Source organism: Atribacter laminatus (assembly GCF_015775515.1).
Classification (GTDB): Bacteria; Atribacterota; Atribacteria; order Atribacterales; family Atribacteraceae; genus Atribacter; species Atribacter laminatus.
Genome location: NZ_CP065383.1, coordinates 1474653 through 1493180, shown reverse-complemented (window position 1 = coordinate 1493180; position 18528 = coordinate 1474653). Strand labels below are relative to the sequence as shown.

At 34.4% G+C, this 18528-nt stretch carries 17 protein-coding genes; 1 reads left to right on the top strand and 16 read right to left on the bottom strand.

Translation table 11 applies throughout. The features are described from left to right. Positions 1-247: 247 nt before the first annotated feature. The 10 genes from RT761_RS06820 to RT761_RS06775 all read right to left on the bottom strand — a co-directional run bounded on the left by RT761_RS06820 (position 248) and on the right by RT761_RS06775 (position 12747). The gene (locus tag RT761_RS06820; RefSeq protein WP_218113323.1) at positions 248-1621 is read right to left on the bottom strand and encodes an ABC transporter substrate-binding protein; all 1374 of its coding nucleotides are present in this window, start codon (positions 1619-1621) and stop codon (positions 248-250) included. A 227-nt stretch (positions 1622-1848) separates the two neighbouring features. After that, positions 1849-2673, bottom strand: coding sequence for a carbohydrate ABC transporter permease (locus RT761_RS06815; RefSeq protein WP_218113322.1), 825 nt, complete (start codon positions 2671-2673; stop codon positions 1849-1851). After that, entirely contained in the window at positions 2666-3538 is an 873-nt protein-coding gene (locus RT761_RS06810; RefSeq protein ID WP_218113321.1) for a carbohydrate ABC transporter permease, read from the bottom strand. The genes RT761_RS06815 and RT761_RS06810 overlap by 8 nt, the downstream gene beginning before the upstream one ends. 2074 nt (positions 3539-5612) lie before the next feature. Beyond that, on the bottom strand, positions 5613-6470 hold the full coding sequence (locus RT761_RS06805; protein WP_218113320.1) for a carbohydrate ABC transporter permease: 858 nt from the start codon (positions 6468-6470) through the stop codon (positions 5613-5615). A gap of 19 nt (positions 6471-6489) precedes the next feature. Next, positions 6490-7371: a carbohydrate ABC transporter permease gene (locus tag RT761_RS06800; RefSeq protein WP_218113319.1), complete on the bottom strand. Its 882-nt coding sequence runs from the start codon at positions 7369-7371 to the stop codon at positions 6490-6492. Positions 7372-7492: 121 nt separating this feature from the next. Next, complete coding sequence (locus tag RT761_RS06795) at positions 7493-8773, bottom strand: ABC transporter substrate-binding protein (protein WP_218113318.1); 1281 nt, start codon at positions 8771-8773, stop codon at positions 7493-7495. 101 nt (positions 8774-8874) lie between these two features. Further along, positions 8875-9891, bottom strand: a complete 1017-nt coding sequence (locus RT761_RS06790; protein WP_218113317.1) for a Gfo/Idh/MocA family protein — start codon at positions 9889-9891, stop codon at positions 8875-8877. Positions 9892-9917: 26 nt separating this feature from the next. Further along, positions 9918-11216 carry a DegT/DnrJ/EryC1/StrS family aminotransferase gene (locus RT761_RS06785; RefSeq protein ID WP_218113316.1) on the bottom strand — a complete coding sequence of 433 codons (1299 nt, stop codon included), beginning with the start codon at positions 11214-11216 and terminating at the stop codon, positions 9918-9920. Positions 11217-11258: 42 nt separating this feature from the next. Beyond that, positions 11259-12002 carry an amidohydrolase family protein gene (locus RT761_RS06780; protein ID WP_246465329.1) on the bottom strand — a complete coding sequence of 248 codons (744 nt, stop codon included), beginning with the start codon at positions 12000-12002 and terminating at the stop codon, positions 11259-11261. A gap of 16 nt (positions 12003-12018) precedes the next feature. Continuing rightward, entirely contained in the window at positions 12019-12747 is a 729-nt protein-coding gene (locus tag RT761_RS06775; RefSeq protein ID WP_218113314.1) for an amidohydrolase family protein, read from the bottom strand. A 208-nt stretch (positions 12748-12955) separates the two neighbouring features. Between RT761_RS06775 and RT761_RS06770 the strand changes: the two genes are divergently transcribed. Further along, complete coding sequence (locus tag RT761_RS06770; RefSeq protein WP_218113313.1) at positions 12956-14095, top strand: ROK family protein; 1140 nt, start codon at positions 12956-12958, stop codon at positions 14093-14095. Here the strand turns inward: RT761_RS06770 and RT761_RS06765 are convergent. The 6 genes from RT761_RS06765 to RT761_RS06740 all read right to left on the bottom strand — a co-directional run bounded on the left by RT761_RS06765 (position 14081) and on the right by RT761_RS06740 (position 18024). Next, a complete protein-coding gene (locus tag RT761_RS06765) occupies positions 14081-14689 on the bottom strand; it encodes a Panacea domain-containing protein (protein WP_218113312.1) in 609 nt (202 codons plus the stop codon). The genes RT761_RS06770 and RT761_RS06765 overlap by 15 nt on opposite strands. Beyond that, on the bottom strand, positions 14686-15024 hold the full coding sequence (locus RT761_RS06760; RefSeq protein ID WP_246465249.1) for a type II TA system antitoxin MqsA family protein: 339 nt from the start codon (positions 15022-15024) through the stop codon (positions 14686-14688). The genes RT761_RS06765 and RT761_RS06760 overlap by 4 nt, the downstream gene beginning before the upstream one ends. Positions 15025-15160: 136 nt before the next feature. Then, complete coding sequence (locus RT761_RS06755; RefSeq protein WP_218113310.1) at positions 15161-15385, bottom strand: hypothetical protein; 225 nt, start codon at positions 15383-15385, stop codon at positions 15161-15163. Positions 15386-16054: 669 nt separating this feature from the next. Next, complete coding sequence (locus tag RT761_RS06750; protein WP_218113309.1) at positions 16055-16606, bottom strand: hypothetical protein; 552 nt, start codon at positions 16604-16606, stop codon at positions 16055-16057. 264 nt (positions 16607-16870) lie between these two features. After that, entirely contained in the window at positions 16871-17557 is a 687-nt protein-coding gene (locus tag RT761_RS06745; protein ID WP_246465327.1) for a transposase, read from the bottom strand. A 221-nt stretch (positions 17558-17778) separates the two neighbouring features. Then, positions 17779-18024 (bottom strand): hypothetical protein, encoded by a 246-nt coding sequence (locus RT761_RS06740; protein ID WP_218110911.1) that lies wholly within the window; start codon positions 18022-18024, stop codon positions 17779-17781. Positions 18025-18528: the final 504 nt, after the last annotated feature.

Genomic DNA, 18528 nt, shown 5'->3' with positions numbered 1-18528 from the left:
TTTTTGGTTACACCATAAAACATAGCTCCACTTATTCTTAGCATAATAATCTCATGATTCTTTTTCTTCCTTGATTGGCCAATGCAGATAATTTCCATCAAAAAAAACCATATAGCTTTTAATCACAATTTTTTAGTATATTTCTTTCTTATCATAGGAGGCATATGAACCGATCATATGCCTCCTTCCCGCTTGTAATTAAAAACTATTTTTATCCAACCAATTATTGATCTTAGCTTCAAGATAGCTAATCTTCAATTATGATTGCCCTTTTCGCAATAACTTCATCAACTTTTTTAACTGCATCGCTTAACGATTCTTGTACTGGTTCACCTTTTAGAACATTGCTGAATCCAACAGACATAGCTTCTCCAACTTCTCTAAATTCAGGCATTAGAGGTTCTGTTACTGTTCCATTTTCAACATACCATTGAGCAGCTTCAATCCAACCTTTTTGCTTTAATTTTTGGAAAGGTTCTGTTGTCCATAATGGGAGACGGGTTGGCGTTCCTAGAGGACCTAACCTTGCTTGAATTGGTTTTGAAGTAGCCCATTGAATGAATAACCAAGCCGGTTCTTTTTGGCGAGAAGCAAAGTTCATACCAAGCGCCCAAGTCCATAGTGAGCTATATCTTCCTGCTGGTCCCTGAGGTGGAATTGTTGCATCCCATAGTTCTGAAACAGTGGATTTTTCTGGATCACCGAGGAAAACAATATGATCAATTCCTTCGTACATCATTGCTAAATTACCTGAAGCAAACATGTCGACCATGGTATACATGTCGATTCCTTCACTTCCTGGAGGGTTGCCGTATCCAACTTGAGCATCTCTATAAACTTCCAAAGCACGAGCCGCTTCTGGTGAATCAAAAACAGCTTTCATGTTTTCATCAAAGATGCGTCCACCATAACTAAATATTGTTGGACAAATGGTCCAAGTATTTGAACCAGGTCCAGTCCAACCCCGACTTGAAAATGCATAGACATTTTTATATTCTGGATCTTCATCCAATTTTTTCTGAAGATTATTTTTTAATTCTACAAGCTCTTCCCAAGTATCTGGAGGCGTGAATCCAAATTTCTCAAGTATATCTGATCGATACCATAGAATCGGTCCTGAAAAATTCACGGGTATTGCTACGACTCTTCCATCTTCTGTAGAGTTCCACTTTCTAAATGGTTCTCCTATGCCCTCATAATTGTACCATTCATTATCTGTGAGATTTGGATTGTCAATGTAAGGTTTAAGATCAGCAAGCCAACCTGCTTGGGCATATTGGGGAATAATTGAGAGACCAACACTCGATATATCGTATAATCCAGTTCCCATTGAAAAATCTATTGTTCTCTTTCTACGCAATTCATCTTCACCTAAAAATTCAAGATTTACACGAATACCAGTTAATTGCTCAAATTCTGGTATAAAAGGTTCAATAGCCAAACCATATGCGTGCGGAATAGAAAGTATACTTATTGATCTTCCTTCAAATTGTCTCCAATTAATATTGGCCTCCTCAAATTCATCTAAATTATGTTGTCCGTATCCTATAGCTGCACAAGCTAATAGGAGTGCTATTGAAATTGAAATTGTAACTAGTATACTTTTTACATTCAACTTCATTATGAAAACCCCCCTTTTTTTTTAATAATAAGGATTTCTCAAATAATTAACTATTGTAGTTATGCGATCACCTCCTTAAAAAACTTTTTTTTATCCTATAAACGAAACAGGATAACAATCAACAACGTAAGATTGAAAAGTTAAAAATAAAAACTATTAAGAAAGAACGCTTTATTTTTAATAAATTTTTACTGCTGCGTAGGAGTATGGTTGTCTATAAATATTTTTTATTTGAGAAGCCCAAAACTCATACCTCTTAATAAATTTTTTCTTATTGCAATAGAAAGAACGAAAACCGGAATTATATATAAAATACCTGCTGCAGCGACTCTTTCCCAATATATTTGCGAATATGATATCCAGCTATATATAAGGACTGGCACCGTTCGAGTAGTGGGGTCGGTTATTGTGGAAGCAAAAATAAATTCCATCCAAGAAAACATAAGACATAAAACTCCAGTAACCATAATTCCTGGTAATGATAGTGGGAAGGTAATTTTCCACATTACACTCCAATCACTACAACCATCAATTTTTGCGGCTTCTTCTATTACTTGGGGTAAACTTTCAAAAAATCCTTTTAATAACCATACCGCTAAGGGAAGATTTATAGCTATATGCAAGATAATTAATCCTGAAAGTGTTCTTAAAAGTCCTAAATTAGAAAACATAATATAAAATGCATATAAAACGACAATTGGAGGGGTCATTTTTGTTGAGATAATATAAAAACCGACATTGTCTTTCCCTGCAAATTTTAGCCTTGCTAATGCATAAGCAGCTGGTATAGCCAACCCTATAACAATAATTGTTGATATCCCTCCTACATAAATACTATTAAAATAAGAAGTTAAAAAATCTGTAGAAGATGCCAGGTAAGAAAAGCTACTTAATGTAGGTTTAAAAAACCATACGGGTGGATAAGCTAATGTTTCTCCTCGAGATCGAATTGAGGTAAGAAATATCCAAAGAAGGGGGATCCAAGTCAACAGCAAAGCGATACCCAAAGCGATATATACAACTATCTTGCCTTTTTTGCTAATTCTAATCATATAATACGACACTCCCCTTCATTATTTTATTCAGCAAAATCATACCAACTCCCATGGTTATTGCAAAAACAAAAATATTTAGAGATGCACCTTCCCCCATTCTCAACCATTCAAAGCTCTTTAAATAAGAATAGTAGTATAAAGTCATAGAAGCATGCCCAGGTCCTCCTCGACTGAGTCCAGCAATAATATCAAATGTTGTAAAAATAAAGATAAAACGCAAAAGAAACGAGATGATAAAAAGTGGTTTAATTAGTGGGAGGATTAAATGTTTAATTTTCGCAAATAGTCCTCCTCCATCAATATCAACTGCATCGAATAATTCTTCTGGTATAGAATTTATGCCTGAAAAGAGTATCAGCATTACAAATGGAGTCCATTGCCAGATATCAGTAATCATAATACTGGGTAAAACTTGATTCGAATCTGTTACCCAATTTATGGGCGATATTCCAAGAAGGCTTAAAAACCAATTCATAAGTCCTAAGGGTCTGTACATTAATTTCCATATCAAGGCAGAAACAATAGGCGGTAACATCATCGGAACAATAAAAAATAATGGCAGATAGCTTTTTGCTTTTCCTAAAAGACTGAGGAGTAAAGCTAATAAAAATCCAAAAAAATGTTCGAAAAATAAACACCCAAACAAAAATATTAGGGTGATTCTTAACGAAGACCAGAACCAGGGGTCTTTGAATAAATTTATAAAATTTTGTATCCCAATAAATGTCCTTTTTGTTTCTGGTAAGTACCAGTTTGTTAAACTAGCTGAAACAGTAAATATGAAAGGGTATATGGTTAATATTACTAGAAATAACATTGTTGGGAGTAAAAAAGCCCATCCTCGTGCTGCTTCTTTTCGCATTAAAAAGTCCCCCCTCTTTTCTAAAAAACTTCTATAAAAAACTGCTTCATTTCATATTTTTATCTGGCATTTGAGAAAAGCAACTAAAAAATACTGGTTTTACTTTTAATAAGTGAATTTTTTTACCCATTAATAAAAAAAGATATTTCAAGGATCTTTTTATTGATGGCTTTATTCAGTAAATTACAGCGGGTCTCCGGAATACATTCCAAAATAGAAATATTTAAAAAGAATAATAAACAAAAGAATAGAATCCTAATTTTTCATCATTATATGTTACCGTTAAGCTATTCGATTTTCTATCCTGAAAGCTACATAATTTAACAGCCTACAGCGTAAGATTGAAAAGTTAAAAATAAATAAAATAAAAAACTGATAAGGATAGAAACTCATGCTTTTCATTGCCTTATAATGCTAAGCAGCATGAAGATCCATCTTATAAAGTTAATAAAAAGTCTCAAAAATGACAATTAAAATAAATTTTGACATGCTGAGTTTGAAAATTTATGCTGATAGAAAAAACACAATATAAACATTCAAAAATAGCCCTGAAAAACATATTCAGGGCTAAAGATGTTAAATCTTCATTTTTATTGTAAGATGCTTGTGAGGAATTTTGGAGCTTTGGAATTAAAAATGCTAGATATCATTTTATAATATTTTCTCCCCTGCTTAAAATATTCTACGACTCAACAACTCACCATAACTTAAAAAAATGAGGTTACCATATTGAATACCTGGATTGATTTACCAATTAAGCACTTCTATTTTATTAATTTAACTTTTATATCCGGGGCTGATACAGTCCCAGTTTGTGGATTAATAAAAACATTTTTTAGTCTTACGTTTAAAACAAATTAAATTTATATCTTGATAAGGAATCACATTTTAAATGTTTGATACCAAAACCTAATAATTGAAGCTAGACACACCCTGTCTTCTGGGCAAAACATAAAAAGGTATTATTGTCTTTACCACTAAATAATAAAGCTAACTACTTTCCCTGTCAATAGGCCCTAATAGAAACACTTGAATTTCTGATGGTATCCAAGCGCTTTCAAAACTATAAAATCTTCTATATTAATATTCTACATACAGGGTTTTTGGAAGACTGAAGAAAACTAAATTGAATTCACTATGAATACAATCAATTAGCCAAATAAAACAGCAAATGGTAAGTAAAAAAATTAGGGAGTTACTTTAAAATAAAAACAACCATTACCAGTACTATGTAAAATTGTCTACCCTTTTGCTTGTTCACAGCAAGGATGAGAAAAAAGAGAAAAAGAAAAGATGCTCAAAATGATTATAAATTGATCATATCAAACAATATTTAATAGTTTTAATGAGAAATCACTTCATATAATTGCTAAAAGTACCAATCATGATATCGGAGCTATGAAAATACGCTGATTGTAATAACTTGAAGATAACTCTTTCTTGATAGCGTCGAGACCATCCTAATGTTCTAAATCCAGAAAATCCATCTTTGTCATTTTTTACTGTTAACTGGAAAGAGTTATCGTTCTAAACATTCAAGTTTAAACCATTAATTAAATAAGGAGTACTGGGACTTTAGTTTGCCAAATATTGAGTATTTAAATTATCTTATACATTAAAAATTCAAGAATCAAGACCTGAACATCCAAGAGATTGTTAGCGCTGGAGGCTATCCGTATTAAAGCTAAACACTCAATTTCTTATGCTAATGCTTTTGCAGTTGCCTTGGTTTAACGTCATAGTACACCATTAGTAACCAGAGATCCAGAATTTCCTTGTATTGATACTCTGGTTTCAGTCAAATGACTGTATAAAAAGAGCAACATATTATTAATATGAAAAAAGAAGCAGAGCCACGGATTCAATGAACTTTATTCAAAAAATGTATCTAACATGAAGAGCAGCAATGAATAAAAACGACTTCATCATGAGTTATGTTATCCCGTGTGAAGACCTCATCCTTTAGTTTTTCTCAGCTCCACAGTTCCACGATTCTTCAATTTTAAAGCTTTATATATTTTAAGAATCATTATTTAATCCTTAAAATTTTTGATCAATCAGTATGTTTTTTATATTAACCCTTGATTGCTCCTGAAGTCATGCCCTGAATTAAATATTGTTGTAAAAGAACAAATAAAATAGCGACTGGCAAAGTAATAATTGTACCTTGGGCAAGAATCCCTCCCCAATTTCCCGCAGCGAATTGAACAGTTGAAATATTATAAAGTTGTAGGGCAACAGGCATTACTGTTGTATCTCTTGTTAAAACTAAAGCAAATAGGAAATCATTCCATGCCAAGATAAAACAAAAAAGGGTGACTGCCATAATACCTGGAAACGACAGAGGTAATGTTATTCTAACAAAAGACCCAAGCCTCGAGCAACCGTCAACCATAGCTGCTTCTTCCAATTCTTCAGGAAACTGAGCAAAAAAGCTACGAAGTAATAAAACACAAAAGGGTATTGAAAACGTTGAATAAGCAAGCATTAATCCTAAATAAGTATTTACTAAATGTAATTGTGAAAATATTACAAATATCGGAATGATTAAAAGAACTCCTGGTACCATTTGACTAACAATTAATGAAGTAACTATAGTTTTTTTCCCTTTAAACTTAAAACGGGCTAAACTATAACCAGAAAGAGAACTAAGTACCAAAGAAAATAAGGCCGTTAAAATTCCAATAATAATTGAATTTTTAAGGGTGATTAAAAAGTTTTTATCGGTAAATGCCCATTTATAATTTTCCAGAGTTAAAGGTGATGGCAACCACTCTGGTATTAGAGTAAATAACTTTGATATGGGCCTTAAGGCCGAGCTTACAGCCCAAAAATATGGGAATACAACCCATGCCAAAATGATAGCAAGGATAATATTTAATAAAAAATTAACAATCCTTTTTTTCTTTTTTCCACTGTATAAACGTCTCAATGAATACCTCTTTATAATTTTATGAGTTAATCTTTTCTCTTTTAAGGTAAATAGCAGTAAAAATCATTGTTATAATCATTATCACAACACCAATACTTGCCCCGTATCCCATTCTATAATATTTAAAACTATTAACATATACTAAGGGAGCAAGTGTCATAGACGTATTACCTGGCCCTCCTTGAGTTAATACCCATATTATAGTAAATTCATTAAAGCTCCATATCGTTTGCAACAATACTAAAACAAACAATATTGGACGTAATTGAGGAAGTGTAATTTTTGTGAAAACATTAAAACTGGAAGCTCCATCTATTATTGCAGCTTCGTACATTTCTTGTGGAATAACTTGTAAACCAGCTAAAATATTTACAAACCAAAATGGAAAAAATTTCCAGATTGCTACTTGAACAATACTTAACATTACATAGCTTGTATCGGCTAACCAGAGAATTGGTTTATCAATAATATGAATTTGCTGAAGGAGACGGTTTAAAATTCCCCATTGTCCGTCAAGAATCCACCTCCAGATCATTCCAACTACAACTGGAGGCATAACCCACGGGATTAACGCCAAGCCCCTCCAAAGCGGTCGGGCTTTAATGCGCCTGTTAAGTAATAATCCAAGAATCATTCCCAGAATTCCTGGCCCAAACACAGATCCAAAAACCCATATTATTGTGTTTTTAAGAAAAAGAAATAGGTTAGGATCATTGAAAAATTTTACATAATTTTTAAAACCGATATACTTTCCTGAATCCATTCCTTCGAGAAGATATAAACTATTGAAACTCAATAATATACTCCTGACCAAAGGTAAAGCAATGAATATTGCTATTCCTAATAGTGCAGGTATAGTTAATATCAGACCGTATGAATTTCCTTTTTTTAAGTTTTTCATGATTGAGTTAGATATCATATATTTTTGTAATTATCTAATTTTTAATTATTATTAATAAATTTAACAATATATATAGTTTTGCAGGGAATTTCTGAAAACTCCCTGCAAAACTATATTCATTCTAGTCTAACAATAAAGGTTCGATATTTGCCTTAAGATAATCATATGCTTCTTCTGGTGTAGTTTCTCCTTTGAAGAGTTTTATTATTTCTTCATTGAATATCCTATATATCTCTTCAGCTGGAACAACTGGTTTCAATCCAACTCCGTTTGTTTCACGAATAATCTTATTCCATTGATTTTCAAACCAACGCACATCTTCACCAAGAGCCGAAGTACGATCATCAATCGTTACATTTTTCTTCGGACTAAGGTTCATCGGAAACGCTTTACTAACATCATCACTAACCCAATATTTAAGAAATTCTGCTGCCTCCTTTTTATGTGGAGCATCTTTAAACATTACATAGCCGACTGTATACATGGGTGTCGAATGTGATTTCATACTTGGCCCGTATGGCAAAGGAATAAAAACAGTTTTTTCTTCAGACATAACATCAGCTGAAATTGGATGAATTTCCCCATAAAAGTAAGATGCAGTTGCGTACATACCAACAAGCCCTTGAGCAAATGATGTCATAGAATCTCGGTGGATCCAACCAATTTGTGCGGGAGCCATATAAGGAGAAAGATCAACAACAAATTGGAGAAGTTCTATATAATTTTTCTTTTTCTCAGGATTAAAATCAGAAATACTTCCCAAACCATTTGAGACTGCCCACCAGCCTAAGTCAAGAGATGTCATTCTTGGTTCCCCAAGAATAATCATAGTACCATACCTATTTGGCGGATCCGTGAGAACCTTAACTGCGTTTTTAAAATCATCCCATGTTTTTATAGATTCCGGAGATAAACCCTTTTCTTCAAGCAAGTCACGTCTTACTGCTAAGCCTGAAGCTACCAAGCTAAATGGAGCACCATATACTTTACCATCAAAATAAGCATCACTTCCTGGATTAACGAGTGCATCTAAATATTCGTTTTTGGAATCTCCTAACCATTCATCCAGGGGCTCTAGGACACCCATTTTATGCCATTCATTAATTTGGTCCATAAAATACCATGCCATATCTGGAGGAGTCCCAGCTGCAATATACGCCATCACTTTTGTATGAAGATCCGGCCATGGAACTAATTCATATCTTACCTTCATTTGTGGATTATTTTTATTCCATTCTTCGACATATTGAAAACCCCATTTTTGTTCAACTTCAGATGTGCCTGCATTTAAAGTTACTATTTCAACATCCTCAGCAAAAGCAAACATTGAAAGTATCAAAACACAAAAAAGCATCGTTAAAATTAACATTATATTCATTCGGTTATTATTTTTTCTTGTCATTTTTAAATAACCCTCCTATTTTTTTGAATTGTTCTTATTTACAACTGGACACTTTTTACAGCATTTCACCTCCTATCTTTAGATGAAAAAATCATTCTTACTTAAAGAGGCAATTGTATGCTCTTTTTTTCCATTGCCGATTTTATCATTGCAACAATTATTTCAGTGTTCTTATATCCATCATAAACATTGGTTAATGGTTTTTGAGAGTTATCAAGTATACAATCAAAAAAGTGGCATACAGAATCAAAAAAGAATCCCGACCATTTTCCATTAAGATATTCCATTAAAAAACTTCCAGGGCTGTTAGTCTGACTACCATATATTTGCAAACATTGTTTGCTTAAATCTGTATAAATAGCGCCCTTTGACCCTACTAATCTCAGAGCGTTCTCTACCATGTAAGGAAGAGTTTCAGGAAGAATCCACGAAGTTTCAAAATTAATTACAGCACCAGTAGAAAAAGTCACCAAAGATTGAAGGCTATCATGGGTATTAATTCCTAAAGATCTTAAAACCCCATCAGTTTTTAAAGCATAAACTTCAGTGACCTCCGAAGATAAAAACCACCTTATCAAATCAATAGAATGGGGAAGAAGAAACTCAGTTGGTGAACTTTTTTCAGACCAACTCAACATTTTCGTGGGTACATAATAAGTATTTTCAAGTCGTATATGACCGTATCGAATATCTCCAACCTCACCATTTAGAATCGCTTTTTTTGTATTTTGATGAGTAGGGATCCATCGAGAAGAAAAATTTACCATGAATAAATTTTTATTGTCTTTTGCTGCTTTTAAAATTAATTGTGCATCATTAAGGGTTGTGGCCATGGGCTTTTCGACAAGCACGTTTTTTCCTGCCCTTATTGCCGCAAGAACTGGATCACAATGAAGGTAGTCTGGTGTTGCTATAATTACGGTATCAATATCTTCATTTTTTATCATTTCCTTAAATTCTAAGTACGTTTTGGGGATATTATACTTATTGGCAAAACTTAAAACTCGTTTTTCGTCAATATCACATACGCTTACCAATTCGCACTTTGAATATTGCTTACAAGCTATAGCATGAAGGTCTCCCATTATTCCAGTACCAATGATGCCGCATTTTATCACTTCTAACCCTCCCCGATAAAAAATAACTATGAAATTTTTAAAAGTTCATCTAAATTTTCTATAATTTTCCAAATAGCATCGCAAATATCATTAATATCGTTTTTGTTTCCTATAAAAAGATTTTGCGTTAACCATAATGCTTCTTCATTACAAGCTTTTTCAGAAACCGGGCATTTTTCTTCAAAAGAAGAATAATTAATGTCTTTTGAAAAATAACTGCAATTTACCGGACATTGATTATTTGAGAAATTCTTTGTCAAAAAAAGAGGATTTTTATATATTGGGAAATCATAACCCTGTGTGATTGGTATGCCTTCCGAATTTAAAGCTTTAATAAATACGTCTCTTGGTATTTCTTTAAAAGCATTTTTATTATATTTAAAAATATAGAGGTAATAACTTGGTTTAAAAATTCGACTATCCACCGTTAATGGTACTAACCCATCAATTTGGGATAATTTATTAGTGAGATATTTTGCATTTTCTGTTCTTTTAGCATTAAGCCTTTCTAATCTACCGAGCTGAGGAATTAATACAGCACCTTGAAATTCTGTCATTCGAAAGTTCCAACCGAGTCGATGTATCTCATACCATGGGCGACCTTTTTCACGCCCGTAATGGTGATAAGAAAAACAAAGAGAGTAAAGTTCCTCATCATTAGTAATAACAATTCCACCTTCACCTGCGGCCATGTTTTTAGATTGTTGAAAACTAAACATTCCAATATCTCCAAATGTTCCTGCCATTTTTCCATTTTCCCATTCAACTCCATGTGCATGTGCTGCATCTTCTATAACTCTAATATTGTATTTCTTTGCAATTTGATTTATACGACCCATATCAGCTAATGCTCCGCCAAAATGAACTGGTATTATTGCCTTTGTTCTATCGGTTATCGCTTCTTCAATCTTATTTGGATCTAAGTTGTAAGTATCAGGATGAATATCAACAAAAATTGGAATAGCATTATTATGCAATACAGATGTAGCAGTCGCTACGAATGTATAAGGGGGAACAATTACTTCATCCCCAGGACCAACGCCTAACGCTTTAATAGCTATATCTAAAGCATCTGATCCATGGGATGTAGCAACAGCATATTTTGCCTTATGATGAGCACTAAATTTTTCCTCAAATTCTTCAACTTTAGAGCGACCACTTACAATCCCTCCACCTAACTCAACACTACTATAAGCACCTCTCCACCATTTACCCGAATTTAGAACCTCAGTAAGCAATTTGAGTTCCTGTTCATCAAAAATCGGCCAATCAGGAAATGGTTTTTCTCGAACCTTACTCCCCCCGTTAATAGCTAGCTTACTCAATTTATTTCCCTCCCATAAGGAGAATAATCCTTAATTTTTTATTTAAAGATCATTTATTCTAAATAATAATTTCGCATTTTTATAGGCAATTTTTTCCCAGTCTTCAGAAGATAATTTAAGATTTCTTAATTTTAATGTTTCCATCTCTGGTTCTAAAAATGGTGAATCAGTTGCAAAAAGTATCTTTTCGACTCCAACTCTACTAATTGCTTTTTTTAAAGCAAAGGGATAGGTTATTCCACAGGTATCTAAAAATAAATTTTCATATGAACTTGCCAACTCAATAGCTTCTCTCCACTGGTAGGTTAATCCCATATGGCCAAGAATAATCTTTACATTTGAAAATTGCTCAGCAATATAAGCAATTTGTCCTACCTGAGAATAGGGAGGTGTACCACTATGGAAAAGAATAGGAACATTATAATGCTCACATATTTCAAAAATTTTAAAACAAATTTTATTATGCGCATAATAACCTTGAATCCAAGGATGAAGTTTTAAACCTCGAAATTTATAAACTGACAGGCATTTTTCTAATTCATTTTCAGCCACTATTCTATGATAGGGATTCACCGAAGCCATACCTAACAGTCGTTTCGGATAAGAAGATACTAAATTAAAAACTTCTAAATTCCCCGTTGAGGAATCATTATCCGTTAAACCAGTTAAAGAATTCACAATGGATAAAGAAATTCCACAACGATTCATTTTATCTATTAGTTCTTTATCGCTTTTACCCGGTTCTGACTGTTGATTACCATAGTAATGAACGTGTACATCGATCATCACGCTCGTTATCCTCCTAATATCCTAATAAACGCATTGCATTTTCATGCATAATAAGATCAACTTCTTTTTTGTTAAAATTACATAATTTTATTTTCAATAATTCATATTCAGGATCAGTATATGGATAACCAGTTCCAAAAATTATCCTTTCTGGTCCAAAATGGTAAACAACATCTTTTAATAAATCTGTATTGGGATTAACTGAAGTTTCTATATATAAATTTTTAGCCAGTTGTAATGATGGTTCGATATCCATCCAAAAATCAGAAGTTCCCATTTGACCTATAACAAAATTAACTTGAGGGTATTTTTTTGCCAATAAAGCCATGTCTAACGGAAGATCATAATATGAAGTTCCAGAATAAAAATAAACTGGAATTTTCAGTAAAACACATGTATCAATAAGTGGTTCTATAAGAGGAGAAAATACTTTAAAACCTTGTAAAGAAGGATTAAACACAACTCCTTTAAACCCATCGGATACTACTCTTTTTCTTAATTCATCTATTGAATTGTCAAACCATGGGTTTACACTACAAAATCCTATAAACTTCTCCTGAAATAAATTTATAAGATTTAGAATTTTTTGATTCTCTTCTACAAAATGGTGAATGAATCCTTTTCCAAGGGTCGATAGAACAGCTTTTGAAATATTATGCTTCCCCATATAGGTAATAATGTCTTCAGAACTCGACTTAACGTCCAAATCCTCACCTAAACAACAATGAAGATCGACTAACATAATTTGTCCCCTTTTCTATCTTTTGATATATTATCCGTTAAAAAACCATAAATAATGGTATCTTTGTAAATATATAATACTAAGTATATAAATATGTCAAGTTATTATTCTAATATTTGCATTAATTAATATAATAGGATTTATCTGATAAAATATTGGTATAAGATTATAGCAATTTTTTTTTTATTACTTAGAACGGAGATTTGAAATGCTTGCTGTAAAAGAATTAAATGCAAAGATTATTTTTGATGTAATAAAGAAAAGAGGAGCTATTTCAAGAACAGAAATTTCCCGAATAACAAATATTAGCCGATCGACAATTGGTAACTATGTTGATTATCTTCTTGAAAAGAAACTTATTGCCGAAATTGGGCATGATACTTCTACTGGTGGAAGAAGAGCTAGGCTACTAAGTATAAATCCTGATTATGGACCATCACTCGGAATAGAAATTGGAGGCGATAACATTAAATGGATCATAACAACTGCTGGGGGAAATATAATTAATAGTGGGATAAGCGAAATGTGGATATCTCCTGATTTTTTGACTTCTTTAAATCATTTTATATACGGAATTCTCAATTCTAATTCTGAAATAAAATCGATTGGCATTGCTAGTGCTGGTCTTGTCGAATATAAAACTGGTATTTCGCTTTTTTCTTCTCATCGTAAAGATATGACAAATCTTCCGATTAAAAAAGCATTAGAAAAAAAATTTAATTTACCAGTTATTATTGACGATGTAAGCAGAGCTTTTGCTTTTGCCGAAAAAAAACTTGGTGTTGCTCAACAATTAAATGATTTTTTATACATTTATTTAGATAAAGGTATAGGCTTATCTATAATTTTTAATGGTGAATTATATAGAGGAACTATGGGTATTTCTGGAGAGATTGGACATTTCCTTTCCGACGAACACGGACCAGCTTGTGGTTGTGGTAATAGAGGATGTTTGGAAGTTGTTGCATCCTGTTCAGCTATTGTCCAGAATGCAAGAAAATCCATTGCTTCTGGGGTTAGAACATCATTAAACCATAACAATATTACTATTGAAAACATTATTATTGAAGCAAAAATGGGTGATAAGTTCTGCTATAAGCTTATTAACAACTCTGGTGAAAAAATTGGTTTTGTTTTATCTCAAGTAATTAACTTATTGGGAATACCCACAATAGTAATTGGGGGGTGCCTTAAAAACGCTGATAACCTAATTATTGAACCAATTAAAAGAATGATAAGAGAATACTCAATATCTAATATAACAAAAGATCTGGATATAAAACTATCTTGCCTTGATAGCAATGCTGGAGTTATGGGGGCTGCAATTTTATCTTTAATGGAAATATAAATAAAATTTTTTAGCATAGGAATATGGGATGAATTCAAACTTGGGTGTCTCTTTATATGCCTCTTCTTCGTGGGATTCTTCAGATATTTGACGACTTGAATGAAGCCTGAACCGCTTAGCGACAAATTTCATAATTTTTATTTCACTTTCCGAGAAAAGCATTTTATCCCAATCACGTCTTGCATGAATAACCTGACCAACAATTCCCTTTTCTGCATCAATTTCCCGATACTCCAGCTCAATGAATCTTTCTTTCTCCATCAACGGATATAATAACTGAAATTCTTCAGGAACCGGACCATGCTGATGGTGTATGTATCGTGAACCACTGATGGAACAGCTATACAATCGATAATGAAGCACATCAGCATACCAGAGCATTTTATTCGCTTTAGTCGGGTAAAAAGCAACCAAACACTCTTTGGTAAAATAAAGAATCATATTCATGGTTTTCAGCAGATCAAATTCACGGAAACCGGTATAGATATCCCTATTCTTATAAAATGAAACCTTGGGTGATAAGAATTTAGACTGTTTCTTTTGTAGTAAATCGGCTAAATGTTCTTCAAAGGCTTTTTTCTCATGAGGTTTCATCGCTTTTGAGTTTTCCTCATACCGGCGATGAATAAAACGGCATCTTCAGCTTGACGAATCAAAAGGTCATGCGTTTTCTCTTGAATTGAACCCAATTCATACCGATGGATAGTCACTTCTCCAAAACCAAGCAGCCGAGAGAATGCTTTCTGACTTAATTTATATTTTTCACGGATCCTCAGAATTTCTTCCGATGTTAAGAGGCCATGTTTTTGTCGGTATTGGTTAAAGATTGATTGCTGGGTTTGTGAATCCAGTTCATCATCATAGAGATCTTGGTTACACTGAGGGCAAACTGCTACTTGAGCAAGAACTTCGATTGGTTCACCTTTCACTGTATAAGTTTCCTTCCTCTCTACTACATCAGCCTCAACGGTTTTTCGACAAGGAAGGCAATATACAGTTTTTTCATCTATTCTCCTCCTTTTTAAGAGGTTATTGCATGGAATATTTAGGAAGATGAAATGATTGTCAAATCGCAACTTGGTCTTCATCATCTACTTGCAATCGAAGGTAAAATACTTTCCCTTTTATGGTCTTTTTAAAAACCCAACATTCGAGATAGGAATATTGTTGATCTTGATAAGGACCACTGTGATAATCATTCAGGTTTATTTTGCACAATATCTCTTTGAACTCCCCAATCGATATTCCGAGTTCTGCAAAAGTTTGCTGATTTTCTTGCCGTGACCACATTGTAAAACGGTGGTTTCTCAAATAACCTCGGAAAGTTTTTAGGAATTCCTGAATCATATCTCTTGATATGACAAATCCCTCCAATTCATTATATTCGTTATCATATGATTACGAAATGGTCTTTCGATTAAAATCATTTGCCTTTCATAAAAGGATAAGGAATTTAAGTCAACTCATATAATCTTATCTGTTAAGAAACAAAATTCCGTGTTTCGATCTATTTGTCCCGAAAATCCATTAATGTTTAAAATTGCCGTCATCCTGAGCGGTGGTTTTATGAGGGCGTGAGGATCTCATCTGACGTTGCAAGCGTCATCCTGAGGCTTCGTATTCAGAAGCCGTGAGGATCTCATACTTTCATTATTTAAAAAATTTACTAAATGAGATTGCCACGTCGTCCAATCAAAAATCGTTTGGACTTCTCGCAATGACGGATTAAGATAGGTATTTTCATCCTCATCTGGTGCTGTAAAGTAGCGTGGATGCCTATCATAAAAACCCGCGGGCATGATCAATCAAGCCTCTACATAAGATTATAAAATGGAGGGGCGCAATTTATCGTGCCCGATTCATGTAGCAACATGCCATGGCATGTCGAATTATAGGTTTTCATTTTTTTTGTTGGTATAAAAAGGCATGAGGACTTATTGTTATAAGATACAAAAATTTCTACTGAGTGATAATCCTCAATTTATTCTCGTGGGTGAAGTCAGCTTGAGTAAGAATCCAGGTTGCTTTATTATCAACGACATTGGTGGTATTGGCCATGTCGATGGGAGCAGGCATTAGCACTTCAATTTCAATGACTTTGTTGTCTTTTGATTCTTCAGTAACCTTATCAATGAGTTGAGGAATGATGCTTTCAAAAGTGTAGGTTCCATCATCCTTTTGAATAAACTGATAATTCGGTCGGACGTTAAAAGTATCAATATCAAGCCCATTGGCAGCAAAGATATGTTCAAGATATTCAGAATAATCAACTTTGGTGGTTTGAAAAGTGTGCTCATACTCAGTCATGAGAAAGGGAAAAATGTATTCAATTTGCCAGCCAAGGAAGGTAAGCTCATCGCCACCCATGATTTTATCGGCTTTAAAAACCACCTTTGAATCATAGGTTCCATCATCATGAAAGGTAAAAGTAGCTTTGGTTTCAATGCATCCAGTGAGTAATACTAAACTGAAGATAGCTAGCAAAAGAAACAGTATAGCTAACCTTTTCATACTTAATCCCTCCTAAATATTTTTGATTTTTTATCTTTTCCTCTCCTCTAGCTAGAGAGTTCTCTGCTTTGTTTTCCTCTCCCCTGGTGGGAGAGGATTAAGGTGAGGGGGATGCTTGAAATTACACCTAGGATAATTTAAAACACCTAACCTAGAATCAAAATCCTGGTTCTCACCCTCATCCCAACCTTCTCCCATCAAGGGAGAAGGAGCAAAAGTCATTAAAAATTCAAGAATCAAGACCTGAACATCCCACTACAAATTTCAAGCCATTTTTAAAATATTTCTCTCGTTTTCTTCTCGGATTTCATAGAAGCGCTTTTCTTTTATGAGTGACCAAATAACCCTGACCAGATGTCTCCCCAGTGATCGGATAGCCTGATTATGCTTTTTCCCTTCTAATCGTTTTTTCTCATAGTATCGCTTTGATTCTTCGACTTGCCAAGAATGATGAGCCACCGCAACCATCATTGCTGCTTTAGTTCGAGTATTCACTGATTTGGCAACCTTACACCCTTCTTTTTTCCCTGAACTATTATCAAGTGGTGCCATTCCTAGGTACAAAGCTAAGCTCATATCTTGCGGAAAACGACTGAGATCGTCAATTTCACCAGCTAGTTCAGCTGAAGAAATTGGTCCAAAACCAGGAATACTTCCGATGATTCCGGCAAGATCTGATTGTTCGCAGAGAGGCTCGAGCTCCTGTTCAATGGTTGCAATGGCTTCCATAAGCGCTAGTATGCGTTTGGCATCCTCAATGATCATGGAGCTGACCAAGTCAACATCAGTAGAAAAATGAGCTTCTTTTTGCCAGGAAGCGATTACTGCAGCATACTTTTTCCCGACTCCTTTAATCTTGAGGAGACTCTCTTTCCGCATGGTAGCGAGATTTCGGAGTGAAGGACGGCAGGTGAGAAAATGGAGATACCAGCGACTATCAACATTTTTCACCAAATCAACTAACCCCGGAGCGACTGATTGAAAGGAAAGCCTTGCATTCGATTCTGGATGCTGATCTTTTCATTCACCAACTGTCGCACGTATCGGAGTCAATCGTTTGAGGGTCTGATTCACTCCGTTTCCTGGTTTGATTTTGAGTGATGGCTCAACGCTCTCCTTGGAAAGAAGGAGCAATCCGCATGAACTCGACAATCTTTTAGGGCACAATCACATCAGTTTTTGCAGGACCTTAAGAACAGCTCTTTGAATCGAGCCAGTTTTAAATTATTGATGTTATACAGGATATAGCCTTTCTGTTGAATCAATTGATCAAGAGGTCGAGCATACCCATTAAACCCTTCCATTCCGATTATGACTGGACATTTCAAAGTTGATTCATAATGATTAATTTCAGAAAAAAGAGAGTTAAAACCACTGGCATTATGAGAAATCCCAAATTCTTTAAAGATGTGTGCCATTTGATTCTGCAATGGCAACCTGATGCGAATGACATCCAACATCGATGCCAACCAGAAGGTGTTCGTTCATGAGCGGAGCCTTGTAAGCTTGATATATTGAGGATGTATTCTTTATTGTCCCACATCGCGTCTATTAACAGAGCCACAGTCACACGACCGGCACCATCCCAGCAGATGTTACGGGACAATAAAAAAACGAGGGCGGCATTTCAGAGTCGAGTGAACCCAGTTTCCTGGATAACGAACCCCAACAGCCACACCCCCGTCTCAAATAGCATAGCATATTTTATCCGGGGATGCCTCGTTATCCTCTCAAAATTGTATGATAGACCCCCAGTTGTCGTTATTGCGTCTATTCATAGAGCCATAGTCATATGAACGGCACCATCCCAGCAGATGTCTTGGTGCAATAAAAAAAACGAGGGCGGCATTTCAAGAGCCCGAGCGAATCCAGTTTCCTGGATAACGAACCCCAACAGCCACACCCCCGTCTCAAACAGCATG